Genomic DNA, 16,591 nt, shown 5'->3' on the forward strand with positions numbered 1-16,591 from the left:
GCAGTGGAAAAGCCGACGTCCATGAAGGACCAGATGAACGAACTCGAACCGTTGGAATTGCGTTGCCTGACGCTCGCCGCCCGGGGCCGCACGCGTCAGGACATGATGCGCGAGACCGATATTCCCCTCGACCGTATCGACAGAGCGCTTCAGGACGCCATGCGCAAGCTGCAGGCGGGCAACCTTGCAGAAGCGATCTTTCGCGCCGCCCGGCTCGATATCATTTCATAGCAGCCAGTGTGAGCGATAGACCGCATCCCGGCTCATCCTCTCTTCCCAGCGATCGTCCAACGGCAGACCACTGCTTCCTGCGTCTCGCAAGAGATGCGGCTTATCGGGTGGCATCGCCGGTGACGTCGCCACGCAAGCGGCTGCCAACAACGAGCGGCCGTGCGATACGAGACGGGCGCGAAGAGTGACCTGAAGATCAGAGAAGAAGGCAAGAGCAAGAACGCTCATCGGGGCAACCTTGATGTCGATCGGTTGAGCCTATTGTCTTCGCGTCGTTGACATATGACAAACGAATTGCAAGCATGACTGCCATCAGAAACTCTGATGGTGAACACCATGTCCGCTCCGCTCGACAGCGACCTGCTCAGAACCTTCCTCGCCGTTGCCGATGCCGGCAACCTGACGCGCGCCGCCGACAGCATCGGCCGGACCCAATCCGCCGTCAGCATGCAGTTGAAGAAGCTGGAGGAAATGCTCGGCGACCCTCTGTTCGAGCGTCACTCGCGCGGTGTGGTGCCGACCGCGCAGGGCCTGCGCCTCGTCGACAACGCCCGCCGGATCGTGGCCTTGCTCGACGACACCGCAGCATCGATGCGCCTGCCGGCGCTCGCCGGCACGGTCAGGATCGGGATTTCGGAGGAATACATTAACTCCACCCTTCCGAAGGCGCTGGGCACCTTCGCCGCCGTTCATCCCGGCGTCGAGGTGACGGTGCAGCAGGGCGTCTCGATGTCAAACGTCAATGCGCTCGCCGCCGGCGAAATCGACATCGCCGTGGTTTTCGAACCGGGCGGCCCGACGCGCAACGAAGTGCTGATGGTCGACCCCACCGTCTGGGTGACATCGGACCAGCACGAAGCCCATCATCGTCGCCCGCTGCCGATCGCCACCTACACCTATCTGGCAGGCGGCTGGTGCGACGAGCTTGCCATGAAGGGCCTGAAGAAGCGCGGGATCGAGAGCCGGGTTGCCTATGCCAGCCGCACCAGCAACGGCCTGATCGCCGCGGTGGTCTCCGGCCTTGCCATCGCGCCGGTGTCGCGCAGCGCCATTCCCGCCGGCTGCCGCGAACTGACGGAGGAAGACGGTTTCAGCGTCATCGACTTTTCCAACGTAGTGCTGCGCACCCGCCCCGGCCATCGCTCGCAGACCGTCGACGCCATGGCCGACGCCATCCGCAGCGCGTTTGCCGCTGGCTAAGGCTGAAGGAAAAAGGGGAAGAGGTGCGATCCACACAACCGATGGATATTTTACGATCCCGGGTGCCTACAAACGTAGGTGGGCGCCATATGTCCGGACCCACGAGTCCGGCCAGGGACAGCTCCCTTGAGATCGAGTATGGCCCCGGGGATTGTGTTTCCTGTCGGGAAGCGCAGACCGCAACCAACATATAGAGCCTATCCCTGCGTCGCGCCAGTGGCAGCCCGACGAAAGCTCTCAGTTTGTCGAAGAGGTTGCCCGGCCGTTGAGCTTGGCCGCGATGGTATGGATCTGTGAGGTGACTTCGGACAGTGCCGAAGCCAGCAGCTCCTCGCTTCTTGCCTGGTCGGAGAGCGCGCCGTCGCGCCCCTGCTTGAGCGTGTCCACTTCCGCTTCGAGCGCCTTCAGCCGGCGGTTCACTTCGCTGAGTTCGTCCATCACCATGATGCCGGCCATGACGGTCAGCCTGAGATCACCGATCTCGCCGAACTGGGTCTTCAAGTGACCGACATACTGATCGAAGTTGGTGGCCAGTTCGATCAGATGATCTTCCTGTCCCTCTTCGCAGGCCATGCGATAGGCCTTGCCGTCGATCGATACTGTCACCTGCGCCATGTCGCTTAAACCTCAGCGGTCGAGCACCGCTCGAATGGTTTCCATCGCCGTCACGAGGCGTCGGGAAACCTCGCGGTTGACCTCTTCAAGCCGGTTCGCCCGGAATTGGGATTGGTCGAGTTCCTGTGCCAGTCGCGAACGGTCCGTATTGACCCTCCGGACCTCTCCCTCGAACTCGCCGAGATAGCGTTCCCTGTCAAAACGGCTATCGATCGCGTTCTCCAGGGACTGAACCGCGTTCTTCAGTTCGTCGATCGCCGCTTTGACCGTCTTTGCCGGCATGTTTTTCGATACCTCGCCCGTGAGGCCGAATCGCCAGAATCCCGTCCGCCGCCTCGGCTCACTCCTTTTTAAACCTATTACGCAAATCTCAACAATGCCAACTATAGCAAAGCATTACGGAAGCTGTGGATGGATTGTATAGCCGGCTCATCCGGCCGCAGCGCAAAAACTGTGCTGCGACGCGATATCACCCCTTGAAAACCATGCTGCCAATGGCCGCGCAAGGCCTGTATTTGTTGACTCGCGCGGCGCAGATGCTATGTGTCTGCCGCTTCTTGCACGGTCTTTGGAGGATAGAGACCGTCCCCTGACCACCGAACTCAAAACGGAACAGTCATGATCTCTCGCGAAAAACACGACCGGATGGCGAATGCGATCCGTTTCCTCTCCATGGACGCCGTCGAGAAGGCAAATTCAGGTCACCCGGGCCTGCCCATGGGTGCGGCTGACATAGCGACAGTCCTCTTCACGCGCTTCCTCAGCTTCGACCCGAAGAACCCTGCCTGGCCGAACCGCGACCGCTTCGTGCTGTCGGCCGGCCACGGCTCGATGCTGCTCTATTCGCTGCTCTATTTGACGGGCTACGAAGACATCTCCATCGAAGAGATCAAGAATTTCCGCCAGCTCGGCGCCCGCACCGCCGGCCACCCGGAATACGGCCACGCCGCCGGCATCGAGACGACCACCGGTCCGCTCGGCCAGGGCATTGCCAATGCCGTCGGCATGGCGATCGCCGAGCGCAAGCTGCGCGACGAATTCGGTTCCGACCTGATGGAGCACTACACCTATGTGCTCGCCGGCGACGGCTGCCTCATGGAAGGCATCAGCCAGGAAGCGATCTCGCTTGCCGGCCACCTCAAGCTCAACAAGCTGATCGTCTTCTGGGACGACAACAACATTTCGATCGACGGCCCGATCTCGATCGCCGACTCGACCGACCAGCACGCCCGTTTCCGCGCCTCGAACTGGAACACCATCGCCGTCGACGGCCATGATCCGGATGCCATCGCCGCTGCGATCGAACAGGCGCAGAAGTCCGACAAGCCGACGATGATCGCGTGCAAGACGACAATCGGTTTCGGCGCGCCGAACAAGGCCGGCACCCACAAGGTTCACGGCTCGCCGCTCGGTGCCGAGGAAATCGCCGCCACCCGCAAGGCACTCGGCTGGGAAGCTGAAGCTTTCGTCGTTCCGTCCGACGTGCTCGACGCCTGGCGCCTCGCCGGCCTGCGTTCGACCAAGACCCGCAAGGACTGGGAACAGCGCCTGGACAAGAGCGACGCCGAGAAGAAGGCGCAGTTCGTTCGCCGTTTCTCGGGCGAACTTGAAGGCCGCCTGTCGTCGGCCATCGACGACTACAAGAAGAAGCTTGCCGAGACCAAGCCGTCGCCGGCAACCCGCAAGGCTTCCGAAGACGCGCTCGAAGTCATTAACGGCGTTCTGGCCGAAACGATCGGCGGCTCTGCCGACCTGACCGGCTCGAACAACACCAAGACCAGCCAGACCAAGTCGATCACGCCTGACGATTTCTCCGGCCGCTACATCCACTGGGGTGTACGCGAGCATGGAATGGCAGCTGCGATGAACGGCATGGCGCTGCATGGCGGCGTCATCCCCTATTCCGGCGGCTTCCTGATCTTCTCGGACTATTGCCGTCCGTCGATCCGTCTGGCAGCGCTGATGGGCATCCGCGTCATCCATGTGCTGACCCATGATTCCATCGGCCTTGGCGAAGACGGCCCGACCCATCAGCCGGTCGAGCACATGGCGGCGCTGCGCGCCATCCCGAACCTGCTGATGTTCCGCCCGGCCGACGCCACGGAAACGGCCGAGTGCTGGCAGTTGGCGCTCGAAAGCCACAACCGCCCGTCCGGCATCGCGCTGACCCGCCAGAACCTGATGGCCGTGCGCACCGAGTATGAGGAAGAAAACCTCTGCGCCCGCGGCGCCTATGACCTGATCTCGGCAAGCGACGCCAAGGTGACGATCTTCGCCACCGGCTCGGAAATCGAAATCGCCGTCAAGGCCTGCCAGGCACTGACTGCCAAGGGCATCTCGACCCGCGTCGTCTCGGTTCCCTGCTTCGAGCTCTTTGCCGAACAGAGCGAAGACTACCAGCAGGCGATCATCGGCAACTCGCCGGTCAAGATCGCCGTCGAAGCCGGCATCCGCCAGGGTTGGGACCACTTCATCGGTTCGGACGGCACCTTCATCGGCATGTCGTCCTTCGGTGCCTCCGGCCCCTACAAGGAACTCTACAAGCACTTCGGCATCACGCCTGAAGCGGTCGTCGCCGCTGCGGAAGCCAAGCTTTCCTGATCAAGCCGCAGGGCGCGCTCGAAAGCGCGCCCTGCTTTTTTCCGACCATGCCATTCAGACAGGGAGAGACCCGATATGACAGTGAAAGTCGCCATTAACGGTTTTGGCCGCATCGGCCGCAACGTGCTGCGCGCCATCGTTGAATCCGGCCGCAAGGATATCGAAGTCGTTGCCATCAACGACCTCGGCCCGGTCGAGACCAATGCGCACCTCTTGCGTTTCGATTCGATCCACGGCCGTTTCCCGGCTGACGTGAAGGTCGAGGGCGATGCGATCGTCATCAACGGCGGCAAGCCGATCAAGGTCACCGCGATCCGCAACCCGGCCGAACTGCCGCACAAGGAACTCGGCGTCGACGTCGCGATGGAATGCACCGGCATCTTCACCGCCCGCGACAAGGCGGCGTTGCATCTGGAAGCCGGCGCCAAGCGCGTTATCGTTTCGGCTCCGGCCGAAGGCGCTGACCTGACCGTTGTCTACGGCGTCAACCACGACAAGCTGACGAAGGACCACCTCGTCATCTCCAACGCCTCGTGCACGACCAACTGCCTTGCACCGGTCGCCAAGGTGCTGAACGATGTCATCGGCATCGACCACGGCATGATGACGACGATCCACTCCTACACCAACGACCAGCCGTCGCTCGACCAGATGCACAAGGATCTGTACCGCGCCCGCGCTGCTGCGCTCTCGATGATCCCGACCTCGACCGGCGCTGCCAAGGCCGTTGGTCTCGTTCTGCCGGAACTGAAGGGCAAGCTCGACGGCTTCGCCATGCGCGTTCCGACCCCGAACGTCTCGGTCGTCGACCTCAAGTTCGTCGCCAAGCGCGAGACCACCAAGGAAGAGATCAACGCTGCGATCAAGGCAGCCGCTGACGGCCCGCTCAAGGGCATCCTCGGCTACACGCTCGCTCCGAACGTCTCGATCGACTTCAACCACGACCCGCATTCCTCGGTCTTCCACATGGACCAGACCAAGGTAATGGAAGGCAAGTTCGTGTCGATCCTGACCTGGTACGACAACGAGTGGGGCTTCTCCAACCGCATGTCCGACACTGCGGTTGCGATCAGCAAGCTCATCTAACTCGGATGTTTCGCGCCCTTTCCCAAACGACGGTCCGCTGGCGTCCGCTGGAGGGGGAAGGGCTCGAACATCTGACGCTCACGTCAACGGATACTACCGACGGCGCGGTCATCCGCGCCGTCGGCGTTCTCATCGGCAACCGCGGCGGCTCGTCCTATGGTGTGCGCTACCGGATCGATTGCGATGCCGGATGGCTGGTCCGAAAGCTCCTGGTGGATACGACCGATGGCCGGAGCCTGCATCTGCGCTCGGATCATCCGGGTGAGTGGATGACGGCCAGAGGCCTGGCGCTGCCGGAATTCGACGGCTGCATCGACATCGACCTTGCCGGAACGCCCTTCACCAATACGCTGCCGATCCGTCGCCTCGGCCTTGATCGAAAGGCCGGCACCGTCAGGCTGAAAATGCTCTACGTGCCGTTCGACACGTTCGAGCCGGTCGTAGACGGCCAACACTACACCTGCCTCGATGACTTCAGGCTCTACCGCTACGAGGCCGAGGACCGCAGCTTCCGAGCGGACCTGCCCGTGGACGCCGATGGCCTCGTCATCGACTACCCAACCCTTTTTCAAAGACTATCACCGGAGACGATCTGATGACTTTCAAGACCCTCGACGACCTGACCGACATTGCCGGCAAGCGCGTGCTTGTGCGCGTCGATCTCAACGTGCCGGTCAAGGACGGCGTGGTCACCGACGCGACCCGCATCGAACGGGTCGCGCCGACGATCCGTGAACTGTCGGAAAAGGGCGCCAAGGTCATCCTGCTGGCGCATTTCGGCCGCCCGAAGGGCGAGCCGGTCGCCGACATGTCGCTGAAGACGATCGCACCCGCTGTCGAAGATATCCTCGATCAGCGCGTCCACTTCGCTGCCGATTGCATCGGCGACAAGGCGGCCAACGCCGTTGCCGAGATGAACGACGGCGACGTGCTGCTGCTCGAAAACACCCGCTTCCACAAGGGCGAAGAGAAGAACGAGCCCGAATTCGTCAAGGCACTTGCCGCCAATGGCGACATCTATGTCAACGATGCCTTCTCGGCCGCCCACCGCGCCCATGCCTCGACCGAAGGCCTTGCCCACCACCTGCCCGCCTATGCCGGCCGCACCATGCAGGCCGAGCTCGAGGCTCTTGAAAAGGGCCTCGGCCAGCCGAAGCGCCCGGTCGTTGCCATCGTCGGCGGCGCCAAGGTCTCGACCAAGATCGATCTGCTGCAGAACCTGGTGAAGAAGGTCGACGCCCTCGTCATCGGTGGCGGCATGGCCAACACCTTCATCGCCGCAAAGGGCATCAATGTCGGCAAGTCGCTGTGCGAGCACGATCTCGCCGACACTGCCAAGGCGATTATCGCGGCGGCAGCGGAAGCCGGTTGCGCCATCGTCCTGCCGGAAGACGGCGTGGTTGCCCGCGAATTCAAGGCCGGCGCCGACAACGAAGTGGTCGATGTGACGGCCATCCCCGTCGACGCCATGATGCTCGACGTCGGCCCGAAGTCGATTGCGGCGGTCAACGACTGGATCTCCAAGGCCGAGACGCTGGTCTGGAACGGCCCGCTCGGCGCCTTTGAAATCACGCCCTTCGACAAGGCGACGGTCGCCGTTGCCAAGCACGCGGCCGCGCGCACGCGCCAGGGTTCGCTCGTGTCGGTCGCCGGCGGCGGCGATACGGTTGCCGCCCTCAACCATGCCGAAGTCACCGACGATTTCAGCTATGTCTCGACGGCCGGCGGCGCCTTCCTCGAGTGGATGGAAGGCAAGCCGCTGCCCGGCGTCGACATCCTCCGCCAGCAGAACTAAGCCAAATCGTCAGGCGCGCGGCTCGTCCGCGCGCCTGAAACACAGAAAAAATCAAAATAATTCAACCGATTAAAATAATTTAAATCGTTTCAGTCGCTTTTCCTGCCTTTTTCCCGGACAATTTCTCGTGGTTACTCGCGCCCTCGCTTGGGGCGTGGCGGCTGCTTGTGCGCCGTCGGTCCCGAAACTGTTTCAGTGGTCGCCCGATCCGTCGACGATCGGCGCCGTCTAGGGAGAAAAACATGAGCGAAAGACTGGAAGATATTGCCGTTACAATGGTCGCAAATGGCAGGGGCCTGCTTGCCGCCGACGAATCCACCGCGACGATCAAGAAGCGCTTCGACGGCATCGGCCTTGAATCGACCGAGACATCGCGGCGCGACTATCGCGAGATGCTGGTTCGTGCCGACGAGGCGATGCGCAAGTACATCTCTGGCGTCATTCTCTACGAGGAAACCCTGTTCCAGAAGGCCGCCGACGGTACGCCGCTGGTCGACGTCATCCGCGCGGCAGGCTCGATCCCCGGCATCAAGGTCGATGCCGGCGCCAAGCCGATGACCAATTTTCCGGCCGAAACCATCACCGAGGGCCTCGACGGGCTGGCCCAGCGCCTCGCGAAATACCACGAGGCCGGCGCGCGCTTTGCCAAATGGCGCGGCGTGATTGCGATCTCCGACACCTTGCCGAGCCAGGGCGCCATTAGGGCAAACGCCCATGCGCTCGCGCGTTACGCTGCCCTATGCCAGGAAGCCGGCATCGTTCCGATCGTCGAGCCCGAAGTGCTGATGGACGGTGCGCCCGGCGACCACTCGATTGACCGGTCCGAGGCCGTCACCGAATGGACGCTGCGGCTCACCTTCGAGGCGCTCGCCGAAATGCGGGTGAAGCTCGAAGGCATGATCCTGAAGCCAAGCATGGTGATCGACGGCAAGAAGGCGCGAAAAGCCTCCGTCGCCGAGGTTGCCGAACGCACGATCAGGGTCCTGCGACGCACGGTGCCATCGGCTGTGCCCGGCATCGCCTTCCTCTCCGGCGGCCAGACGACGGAAGAGGCAACGGCCCATCTCTCGGCCATGAACGCGACCCACGATCTGCCCTGGAAACTGACCTTTTCCTACGGCCGCGCCCTGCAGCAGGAAGCGCTGTCCGCCTGGAACGGCAAGGCAGAAAACGTCGCCGCCGGCCAGCGCGCCTTTTCGCACCGCGCCGAAATGTGCAGCCTCGCCGCCAAGGGCAGCTGGAAGAAAGATCTGGAGAAGGCCGCCTGAGCGCGCTCGGCAGCCAGTCCAGGTCAGATACAAGGGGCCGTTCGTCGGCCTCTTTTTCATGTTGCCTTCGTGGTCCGCGCGCTGCCCGGACCTGAACTTGTCACCAAGACAAGTTGCCGTCTTTGCCGGCTCCGACACCTGCCTTAAGCCTTTCGCATCAGGCCACCGGGCGGCGCGCATCGCCGCCGAACCTATCGGAAGCGAGCGCTCATGACGTCTTTTTCACCCGTGCACTCCGTCGACTATGTCACCGTCGATGTGTTCACCGAGGATCGTTTTGCCGGCAACCAACTCGCGGTCATCCCTGACGCACGAGGCTTGAACGACCAGCAGATGCAGGCGATCGCCACCGAGTTCGGCTACTCCGAAGTCACCTTCGTGCTGCCGCCGGAAAATCCTGGGAACACAGCGCGGGTGCGCATCTTCACGCCGACGATGGAGATCCCCTTCGCCGGGCATCCGAATGTCGGCACCGCCTTCGTGCTTGGCCGGCAGGCGGAGATTTTCGGGCGCGTGCCTGACAACCACTTGCGGTTCGAAGAACGGGCCGGGGTCGTCGAGGCGGCCCTGTCGCGGGCGGACGGCGCGGTGACCGGCGCGCGCATCGTCGTGCCGCGGCCTTTGAGCATCGGACCAACGATCGATGTCGAGACGATCGCTGCCTGCGCCATGGTCCCGTCCGATGCGATCGATACGGGTAACCATGCGCCGGTGCGCGTTTCCGTCGGGCTGCCCTTCGCCGTTGCCGAACTGACGGATGTCGCTGCCCTGTCGGCGGCCCGTCCCAACGTCACCGCCTTCGAAGCGGCCAACAAGCGCTACAAACCGGACGAGGACAGCTTCAGCCTGTTCCTTTACGCCCGCTCGACTGGCAATCCCTGGCGCCTTCGTGCCCGCATGTTCGCACCGCTCGACAACGTCATCGAAGACCCGGCGACCGGCAGCGCCTCGGCCGCGCTCAGCGCCTATCTCGTCTCGCTTCTGCCCGATGACGCCATCGACGTCGACCTGACGATCGAGCAGGGCGTCGAAATGGGGCGCCGAAGCATCATCGAGGTCAGCGTCAGCAAAAATGGCGGCACCGTCGGCAAGACCAGCATCGCCGGCGCCTGCGTGACAGCGATGCGTGGCTCCATCGCACTTTGAGCGCCGCGAGCCAGCTGATCGGGCGGCGCGAGCATCCTCGTGCCCGCCGCCGGATAAAACTCTTGACAGATAGTTAGGCGCCATATCATAAGACGCCTTATGGAAATTCTCGAACAAAAACACCTCGCGCTGATTGATGAAGCTGAACGACGCGGCGACGGCCCAACCGCCAATCTGCGCCTGTGCTTCGAAGTGATAGCATTGGCGGCCGCGATCGATCGCGACTGCGCCGCCCGGTTGGCGCCCCACAATCTCTCCGAAGGAAAGTTCGTGTTGCTGTTCCTCCTGCACCAGTTGCCGGACGGCCTGTCGCCGCATGAGCTCGCCGACCGCGCCGGCGTCACCCGCGCAACCGTCACCGGGCTTCTGGACGGGTTGGAGCGCGACGGCTTTCTCGCCCGACAGCAGAGCAAGGATGATCGCCGCAAGGTGCTGGTCCGGCTGTCGCCAAAGGGCGAGGATGCGGCGCGCGAACTGTTCGACACCCATACGCGCTGGATCGCATCGCTGTTTGCCGGTTTCGACGAGAGCGACCGGCAAACGCTAAGCACCCTCATCCAGCGCGCATGGCGCAACACCGATGGCGGGCGAAAGGCTGTGCAGACGAAAGCTGCAAGCGAGATCACCCAATGAGCGCCGCCCTGCGGCGGATAGCGGACATCGACCCGCAACGGCTGGCGCTGCTGAACGCTGGACTGGTGGAAGCCTCGACGCTGACCGAATGCCTCGCAGTCGATTTTGAAACCTTGATGCGGGCGGCGGTTCCGGAGGTCGGCGACGATGCTTTCGCCGCGATCGGTGCTGTCGCCAGCAGTGGCATTTCCAGGCGCATGGCGCTCGCCGCCGAACTGATCCGCGAGCGGCTTGGCGATGGCGCCGTGTCGGGGCTACGGCAGCATCGCTCAGACACCGTTCGCGGCTGGGCCTGCTTCATGGTCGGCGCAAATACGGCGCTTACGCTTGAAGACCGCCTCGCCGCGATCCGTCCACTTGCCGACGATCCGCATTTCGGCGTTCGCGAATGGGCATGGATCGCTGTGCGGCCGCAGCTTGCGCAGGACATCGCAACCACGATTTCCCGTCTTGCCGCCTGGACGGGCTCGCCCTCCGATCGCCTGCGCCGGTTCGCAAGCGAAGCAACCCGTCCACGCGGCGTTTGGTGCAGCCATATCGCTTCACTGAAGCGAAATCCGGAAATGGCGCTTGCCATTCTTGAGCCGTTGAACGCGGACCCGTCGCGCTATGTCCAGGATTCCGTCGGAAACTGGTTGAACGACGCAGCCAAGGACCGTCCCGCTTGGGTTCTGGACCTCTGCGCCTCCTGGCAACGCAGCCACGAAAGCCCGGCAACGACCCGAATCTGCAAGCGCGCGCTTCGATCCATCGACAGATCCTGAAAGACAATCCATGACCCACTATCTGAGCGAACTCTACACCCCGAAGCAGACCTGGCTCGCGCTCGACCCAGCCGGTCGCCACAGGTTTTTCGAGGCCGTCGGCAGCGGTCTGGCTGACCTGTCGGACCTCGGGGTGGAGGCGGTCGCCTTCGGCGAGGTCGATGCCGGCACACTTCACGCCGCACCACACGCCTACTTCGCCATCTGGCGGTTCCCGGATGAAGCCGCACTGGACGCGCTTGTCTCGGGCATCGTGGCATCCGGCTGGCACGACTACTTCGAAACGATCAACGCTGCCGGTAGCGCAGTGGATCTGCCCGGCCACTTTGCCCAACTGACGGCGACGAATGGTTGACGCCATATCCACAAGCGTGTCGGTCAGATCCGTCTGGCAAGCTCGACGACTTCGGCGATGAATTGCGTCTTGGCAGCGGTGTAGCCGTCTCCATCGAATGGGAACGTGACCGCAAGGCCTCGCTTCAACGCTGCGTAGGCGTCCGCCATCTCACGGTTTTGACGCAACTGATCGCGAAAGATCATGCGGCGGCGATGGGTGTCGCTGAAGGGCGGGCAGAGATAGACGCGCTGCCCCGGCGATCCCTTTTTGGCGAATGCCCAGACACCATCATCGTACCTGTTTCCCCGCGAGACAAACCTGTGCGCAACGAGTGCTGTGCTCCCGGCTCCAATTGCCTCCGGGCTGCGCATCGTCACATCGATATCGATGACCGGCTTCGCGGCGAGCCCCGGAACGGCAGTGCTGCCGACATGGTCGATCGCGATCACGACAGGGCCGAGCAGGTTCACAAGATGCTTCGACATGGCGGCAAACGCTTGTGGCCACGCATCGTCGTAGGCAACCACTTCGACCGGGGTCGGCATGCATTGCTCCTTGCTTGAAACCCCAAGGCTCGCCGGAGCTTGCAGGGCGTAGAAAGCTCCCTGTCAGTCGGCTTCCTTCGGCACCAGGGCAACGATATCGGCAAAGATGTCCTGCCATTCCGCATCGTCCATTTCGGCGAAGCCGAAGCTGCGCAGCAAAAACGTACCTTCGGCGGCAAGAAACGCAAGGCGCGCCCGGCGCCCCGCGTCAGTCGACAGATCGAGGCTGTCGAGACGACCGCGATACCACACGCGGTTCTGTTCCATATGATCTTCACGCTGCAGAAGTGCTGCCATCATCCCGGATGTGCGGGCGTTCTCCGCCGTATTCATGCGCGCCGTCACCTGCGCATGCGCGCGCATTGCCGTTACCGGATCGGTCGCGCCTCCGACTTCGTCCGCCACCGCGCTGTCGAATTCGTTGAACCGGCGCTCGATCATCGCATCGATCAGCCCATCCTTGTTGCCGAAGCAATATTGCACGCCGCCCTTGGTGATGCCCGCCGCCTTGGCGACCGCGTCGATCGTCAGGCCGGCGGCACCGACGGCGCTCACGGTCGCCTCCGCCGCATCCAGCACCTTGTCGCGATCGATCGTCCGGCGTCGTCCCATATCAGAATCCCTCTTTCAATTCCATACGTATGTATTTATATAACCGCACCAACGTCAACAAGGCCATTCGTTCCGCAGGCAGCGGTTCGGCCACAGAGGTGTATCATGTCCCCGCATAATCGCTGGCTCATTCTGGCCATCGTGTCGAGCGCGCTGCTGCTGATCGTCGTCGATATGACCGTGCTTTACACGGCCCTTCCCCGGCTGACCCACGATCTTGGCGCCTCCGCCTCGGAAAAACTCTGGATCGTCAATGCCTATGCACTGGTCGTTGCCGGCCTGCTGCCGGGGCTAGGCACGCTCGGCGACAGGCTCGGCCACAAGCGACCGTTCATTGCCGGTCTCGCCGTTTTCGGCCTCGCCTCCCTGATCGCCGCATATGCGCCGAACCCGTCGATCCTCATTGCCGGCCGTGTGCTTCTGGCGGTGGGCGCCGCGCTGATGATGCCGGCGACGCTCTCGATCATTCGGTTGACCTTCACCGACGAGCGCGAGCGTGCGCTGGCGATCGGCATCTGGGCCGCCATCGCATCTGGTGGCGCTGCCATCGGCCCGGTGCTCGGCGGCTTCCTGCTCGAATATTTCTGGTGGGGCTCGGTCTTTCTCATCAACGTGCCGATCGTCGCCGTGGCCTTGCTGCTCGGCATGGTCGTGCTTCCTGATAGCAAGGGCAACAAGGAGCACCCTTGGGACCCGCTCGGCTCCGTCCAGATCATGGTCGGCCTGGTCGGCCTGGCCTATGCCATCAAGGAGATGAGCAAGCGCGAACCGTCGGCGCAGGCCGGGCTCATCGCCGCCGTGATCGGCGCCGTCGCGCTCGCCTTTTTCGTGCGCCGGCAGAGGCGCAGCGCGCACCCGATGATCGACTTCCGCCTGTTCCGCAACGCCGCCTTTTCGTCAGGCGTCGCCGCAGCCTTGGTGACATCCGGAGCGCTCGTCGGCGTCGAGCTCGTGCTCAGCCAACGGCTTCAGCTCGTTGCCGGCTATTCGCCGCTTGAGGCAGGCATCTTCATCCTGCCGATCCCGCTTGCCGCCTTCGTTTCCGGCCCGCTGACAGGCATGATGCTGCCGCGTCTCGGTCCCGAGATGGTGCTGCGCACCGGCCTCATCACCGCGGCTGCCGGCCTCGGTGCGTTTCTGGCCGTGCACGAAGCCGGCGTCCTCGGTCAGATCGTCAGCCTGATAGTGCTCGGCCTCGGCGTTGGCGCGACGATGACGGCCGCCTCCAGCGCCATCATGTCCAACGCCCCACCGCAGCACGCCGGCATGGCCGCCTCCATCGAGGAGGTCTCCTTCGAACTCGGCGGCGCCATCGGAATTGCAGTGCTCGGCAGCGTCATGTCGGCGGTCTACACCGCCTTCGTCGTGCTGCCGGAGGGTGCTGGCATATCGGAGATCGCGCGCGACAGCCTCGATGAAGCGTTGATCCTGGCGGAAAAGCTTTCGCCCGATGTCGCCGAAAGCCTGGTGGCACTCGCCAAGACGGCCTTCGAAAAGGCGTTTGTCGCCGTTGTCGTGTTGGCGACTGGTCTGTTGGTCACGACCGGTGCCGGCATCTGGTGGTTCACGCGCGGCAAGTCACGGCAACCGGTTCAATCCTACCGCGGCCATTGATCCCTCCAGCGCCGCGCGTGAAAACTGACGCGCGACGCTGTGACACTCTCATTGCCCTCCATGATCTTACCTAGATCCATGCCGATTGAAGGCGTTAGGCAGCAGGGATCAGTGCTTGACTGCCTCGCATTGGGCGATCGCCTCCACCATGGCCTGGAAGCGCACATGGTGGCGAACCGCATCCAGATCGGAATCCTGCTTGAACCACAGCAGCTGGTAACAGGAACTCTTCGGCAACAGGCTCTCGAGCATATCGAGCGCCGTATCGACATCACCGAGGATCGAATAGACGCAGGCCGTGTTGTAGCGTGCGACGATATCGTCGGGATCGATGGCGATCGCACAGGCCGCCCATTCGCGCGCGCGATCCGCCTCGCCCATATGCGCCAGCGCCAACGCGCCGCGATGCGCCGGACCAGAGTTTTCCGGATGCGACTCCAGCGCCCGTTCCGCCCGGGAGATGCCGATCTTCGCCCAATGTCCGCGCTCGGTCTCCTGGCCGAGCGACTTGTAGGCGCTCATCAGATGGATCGGCGAAAGGTAGTCGTCCGGCCGGATTTCCGCCGCCCGCTTGAAAAACTCGATCGCCGTCTCGAACTCACCGCGCATGAAGAGAAAGCGGCCATAGTGAAAATTTGCCTCGTAGAGCTGGGGATCGAGCGCCAGTGCGCGTTCGAACTCGGCAACAGCCTCTTCGCTTTGCCCGTCCTGATGCAGGACCAGGCCTCTGGAAGCGTGGGCCTCGGCGAGGTCAGGATCGAGCTCCAGTGCCCGCGCGCTCGTGCTTAAGATGCTTTCGAGCGGAAACTCGTGCTCATGCCAGTCGCGAAGGGCGGATTCGCAATCGGCGATGCCGGCATAGGCACGGGCGAAGTTCGGGTCGAGCTCGACGGCTTTCTGGAACATGCGCCGGGCAAGCAGCAGATAGGAGCGCGTCCAGGCATGCGAGAACCGCCGGCCGCGCAGATAATAGGTATAGGCTTCGACACTCGTCGTCGGGTCCCGCTCGATCGCCTTTTTTTCCTCAGGCAACAGCTTGATGCGCAGCTGGTTGACGATAGCGTGGGTGATCTCGTCCTGAATGGCGAAGATGTCGGTGAGATCGCGGTCGTAGCGGTCGGCCCACAAATGCGTGCCGGTCAGCGCATCGATCAGCTGCCCGGTGATGCGAACCCGCCCGCCGGCCTTGCGCACGCTGCCCTCGAGGATGAAGCGGACGCCGAGTTCCTGCGCCGCCGTTTTGACCCGCACCGACCGCCCCTTGTATGTAAAGACCGTGTTGCGGGCGACCACGTGGAGGCGCGAGATCTTCGACAGGTCGGTGATGATGTCCTCGGTGATACCGTCGGAAAAATACTCCTGCTCCGGATCGTGGCTCATATTGGTGAAGGGCAGAACGGCGACGGACAGTCCATAACCATCGTCGACGGTTACCGTATGGGTCCCGTTCACCACCTTGGCGATCTTGGTCGGCGCACCCAGCGCGACGGAATAGACATGGACGCCGGCCGCGATATTCTTCAGTGCATGCTGGCCCTTGTCGACAAAGCCGACATCGAGCCTGGAGCCGACATGGTCGCGCACCGAAGCAGATACGGCGATGCCGGAGGGTTCGGCGAGGCCCTCGAGCCGGGCTGCGACATTGACGCCGTCTCCAAAAATATCGCCGTCCTCGACGATCACGTCGCCCAGGTGCACGCCGATGCGCAGCTCGATGCGCTTCAGTTGCGGGACGTCTTCGTTGCGAATGAGCATGCCGCGCTGAATATCGACGGCGCAGGCAACCGCGTTCACGACGCTCGCGAACTCGACCAGAATGCCGTCGCCGGTCAGCTTGACGATCCGGCCTTTGTGCCGGCTGACCTTCGGGTCGACCAACTCGGTCTTGTGCCGCTTCATGGCGGCCAGCGTACCGGTTTCGTCAGCACCTATGAGACGGCTGTAGCCCACGACATCGGCAGCGAGGATGGCAGCAAGGCGGCGTTCCAAGTAACCCCCGAATTCATCTCCGTGATGAAGCGGACAATCTAGCGCGTTCTTCATGATCTGTCCTGCGCACTTTTCCAGCTACTACTATTGATCGAGTAACGGTATAGCAGAGTAGATCGATCGGCACAGTTTCCAAAGGCACAACCGTGGCATCG

17 protein-coding genes and 1 other RNA gene are annotated in these 16,591 nt (G+C 62.9%); 12 read left to right on the forward strand and 6 right to left on the reverse strand.

Going from position 1 to position 16,591, the window contains the following annotated elements; genetic code table 11:
- The first annotated feature begins 21 nt into the window (after positions 1 to 21).
- Both HT585_RS21870 and HT585_RS21875 read left to right on the forward strand, forming a co-directional pair.
- Positions 22 to 231, forward strand: coding sequence for a helix-turn-helix domain-containing protein (locus HT585_RS21870; protein ID WP_077500742.1), 210 nt, complete (start codon positions 22 to 24; stop codon positions 229 to 231).
- Between the two features lie 324 nt (positions 232 to 555).
- On the forward strand, positions 556 to 1,431 hold the full coding sequence (locus tag HT585_RS21875) for a LysR family transcriptional regulator (protein ID WP_246707841.1): 876 nt from the start codon (positions 556 to 558) through the stop codon (positions 1,429 to 1,431).
- A gap of 23 nt (positions 1,432 to 1,454) precedes the next feature.
- On the opposite strand, the gene ssrS is transcribed toward HT585_RS21875, so the two are convergent.
- The 3 genes from ssrS to HT585_RS21890 all read right to left on the reverse strand — a co-directional run bounded on the left by ssrS (position 1,455) and on the right by HT585_RS21890 (position 2,328).
- Positions 1,455 to 1,613: non-coding RNA, 6S RNA (gene ssrS / locus HT585_RS21880), on the reverse strand.
- 55 nt (positions 1,614 to 1,668) lie between these two features.
- The gene (locus HT585_RS21885; RefSeq protein ID WP_176354924.1) at positions 1,669 to 2,046 is read right to left on the reverse strand and encodes a cell division protein ZapA; all 378 of its coding nucleotides are present in this window, start codon (positions 2,044 to 2,046) and stop codon (positions 1,669 to 1,671) included.
- A gap of 12 nt (positions 2,047 to 2,058) precedes the next feature.
- Entirely contained in the window at positions 2,059 to 2,328 is a 270-nt protein-coding gene (locus HT585_RS21890) for a DUF4164 domain-containing protein (protein WP_176354925.1), read from the reverse strand.
- Between the two features lie 336 nt (positions 2,329 to 2,664).
- Here HT585_RS21890 and tkt point away from each other — a divergent pair, with 336 nt between their 5' ends.
- The 9 genes from tkt (at position 2,665) to HT585_RS21935 (ending at position 11,694) form a co-directional block, all read left to right on the forward strand.
- Positions 2,665 to 4,647: a transketolase gene (tkt, locus tag HT585_RS21895; protein ID WP_176354926.1), complete on the forward strand. Its 1,983-nt coding sequence runs from the start codon at positions 2,665 to 2,667 to the stop codon at positions 4,645 to 4,647.
- A 75-nt stretch (positions 4,648 to 4,722) separates the two neighbouring features.
- Positions 4,723 to 5,733, forward strand: a complete 1,011-nt coding sequence (gap, locus tag HT585_RS21900) for a type I glyceraldehyde-3-phosphate dehydrogenase (RefSeq protein ID WP_176354927.1) — start codon at positions 4,723 to 4,725, stop codon at positions 5,731 to 5,733.
- A gap of 5 nt (positions 5,734 to 5,738) precedes the next feature.
- Positions 5,739 to 6,329: a putative glycolipid-binding domain-containing protein gene (locus HT585_RS21905; RefSeq protein WP_176354928.1), complete on the forward strand. Its 591-nt coding sequence runs from the start codon at positions 5,739 to 5,741 to the stop codon at positions 6,327 to 6,329.
- Positions 6,329 to 7,528, forward strand: a complete 1,200-nt coding sequence (locus tag HT585_RS21910; RefSeq protein WP_176354929.1) for a phosphoglycerate kinase — start codon at positions 6,329 to 6,331, stop codon at positions 7,526 to 7,528. Before HT585_RS21905 ends, HT585_RS21910 begins: the two co-directional genes overlap by 1 nt.
- 242 nt (positions 7,529 to 7,770) lie before the next feature.
- Positions 7,771 to 8,796, forward strand: a complete 1,026-nt coding sequence (locus tag HT585_RS21915; protein ID WP_176354930.1) for a class I fructose-bisphosphate aldolase — start codon at positions 7,771 to 7,773, stop codon at positions 8,794 to 8,796.
- Positions 8,797 to 9,006: 210 nt separating this feature from the next.
- A complete protein-coding gene (locus HT585_RS21920; protein WP_210270520.1) occupies positions 9,007 to 9,942 on the forward strand; it encodes a PhzF family phenazine biosynthesis protein in 936 nt (311 codons plus the stop codon).
- A gap of 99 nt (positions 9,943 to 10,041) precedes the next feature.
- On the forward strand, positions 10,042 to 10,575 hold the full coding sequence (locus HT585_RS21925) for a MarR family winged helix-turn-helix transcriptional regulator (protein ID WP_176354931.1): 534 nt from the start codon (positions 10,042 to 10,044) through the stop codon (positions 10,573 to 10,575).
- Positions 10,572 to 11,339, forward strand: coding sequence for a DNA alkylation repair protein (locus HT585_RS21930; RefSeq protein WP_176354932.1), 768 nt, complete (start codon positions 10,572 to 10,574; stop codon positions 11,337 to 11,339). Before HT585_RS21925 ends, HT585_RS21930 begins: the two co-directional genes overlap by 4 nt.
- Before the next feature lie 10 nt (positions 11,340 to 11,349).
- Positions 11,350 to 11,694, forward strand: coding sequence for a DUF6616 family protein (locus HT585_RS21935; protein WP_176354933.1), 345 nt, complete (start codon positions 11,350 to 11,352; stop codon positions 11,692 to 11,694).
- A 23-nt stretch (positions 11,695 to 11,717) separates the two neighbouring features.
- Here the strand turns inward: HT585_RS21935 and HT585_RS21940 are convergent, their stop codons facing one another.
- Together HT585_RS21940 and HT585_RS21945 are read right to left on the reverse strand one after the other, a co-directional pair.
- A complete protein-coding gene (locus HT585_RS21940) occupies positions 11,718 to 12,221 on the reverse strand; it encodes a GrpB family protein (protein ID WP_176354934.1) in 504 nt (167 codons plus the stop codon).
- A 63-nt stretch (positions 12,222 to 12,284) separates the two neighbouring features.
- Positions 12,285 to 12,833, reverse strand: a complete 549-nt coding sequence (locus HT585_RS21945) for a TetR/AcrR family transcriptional regulator (RefSeq protein WP_176354935.1) — start codon at positions 12,831 to 12,833, stop codon at positions 12,285 to 12,287.
- A gap of 105 nt (positions 12,834 to 12,938) precedes the next feature.
- On the opposite strand from HT585_RS21945, the gene HT585_RS21950 reads away from it, so the two are divergent.
- The gene (locus HT585_RS21950) at positions 12,939 to 14,447 is read left to right on the forward strand and encodes a DHA2 family efflux MFS transporter permease subunit (RefSeq protein ID WP_176354936.1); all 1,509 of its coding nucleotides are present in this window, start codon (positions 12,939 to 12,941) and stop codon (positions 14,445 to 14,447) included.
- Positions 14,448 to 14,555: 108 nt separating this feature from the next.
- On the opposite strand, the gene HT585_RS21955 is transcribed toward HT585_RS21950, so the two are convergent.
- Positions 14,556 to 16,490 (reverse strand): TPR end-of-group domain-containing protein, encoded by a 1,935-nt coding sequence (locus tag HT585_RS21955; protein WP_176354937.1) that lies wholly within the window; start codon positions 16,488 to 16,490, stop codon positions 14,556 to 14,558.
- Between the last annotated feature and the right edge of the window lie 101 nt (positions 16,491 to 16,591).

Source organism: Ensifer oleiphilus, from assembly GCF_013371465.1.
GTDB lineage: Bacteria > Pseudomonadota > Alphaproteobacteria > Rhizobiales > Rhizobiaceae > Ensifer > Ensifer oleiphilus.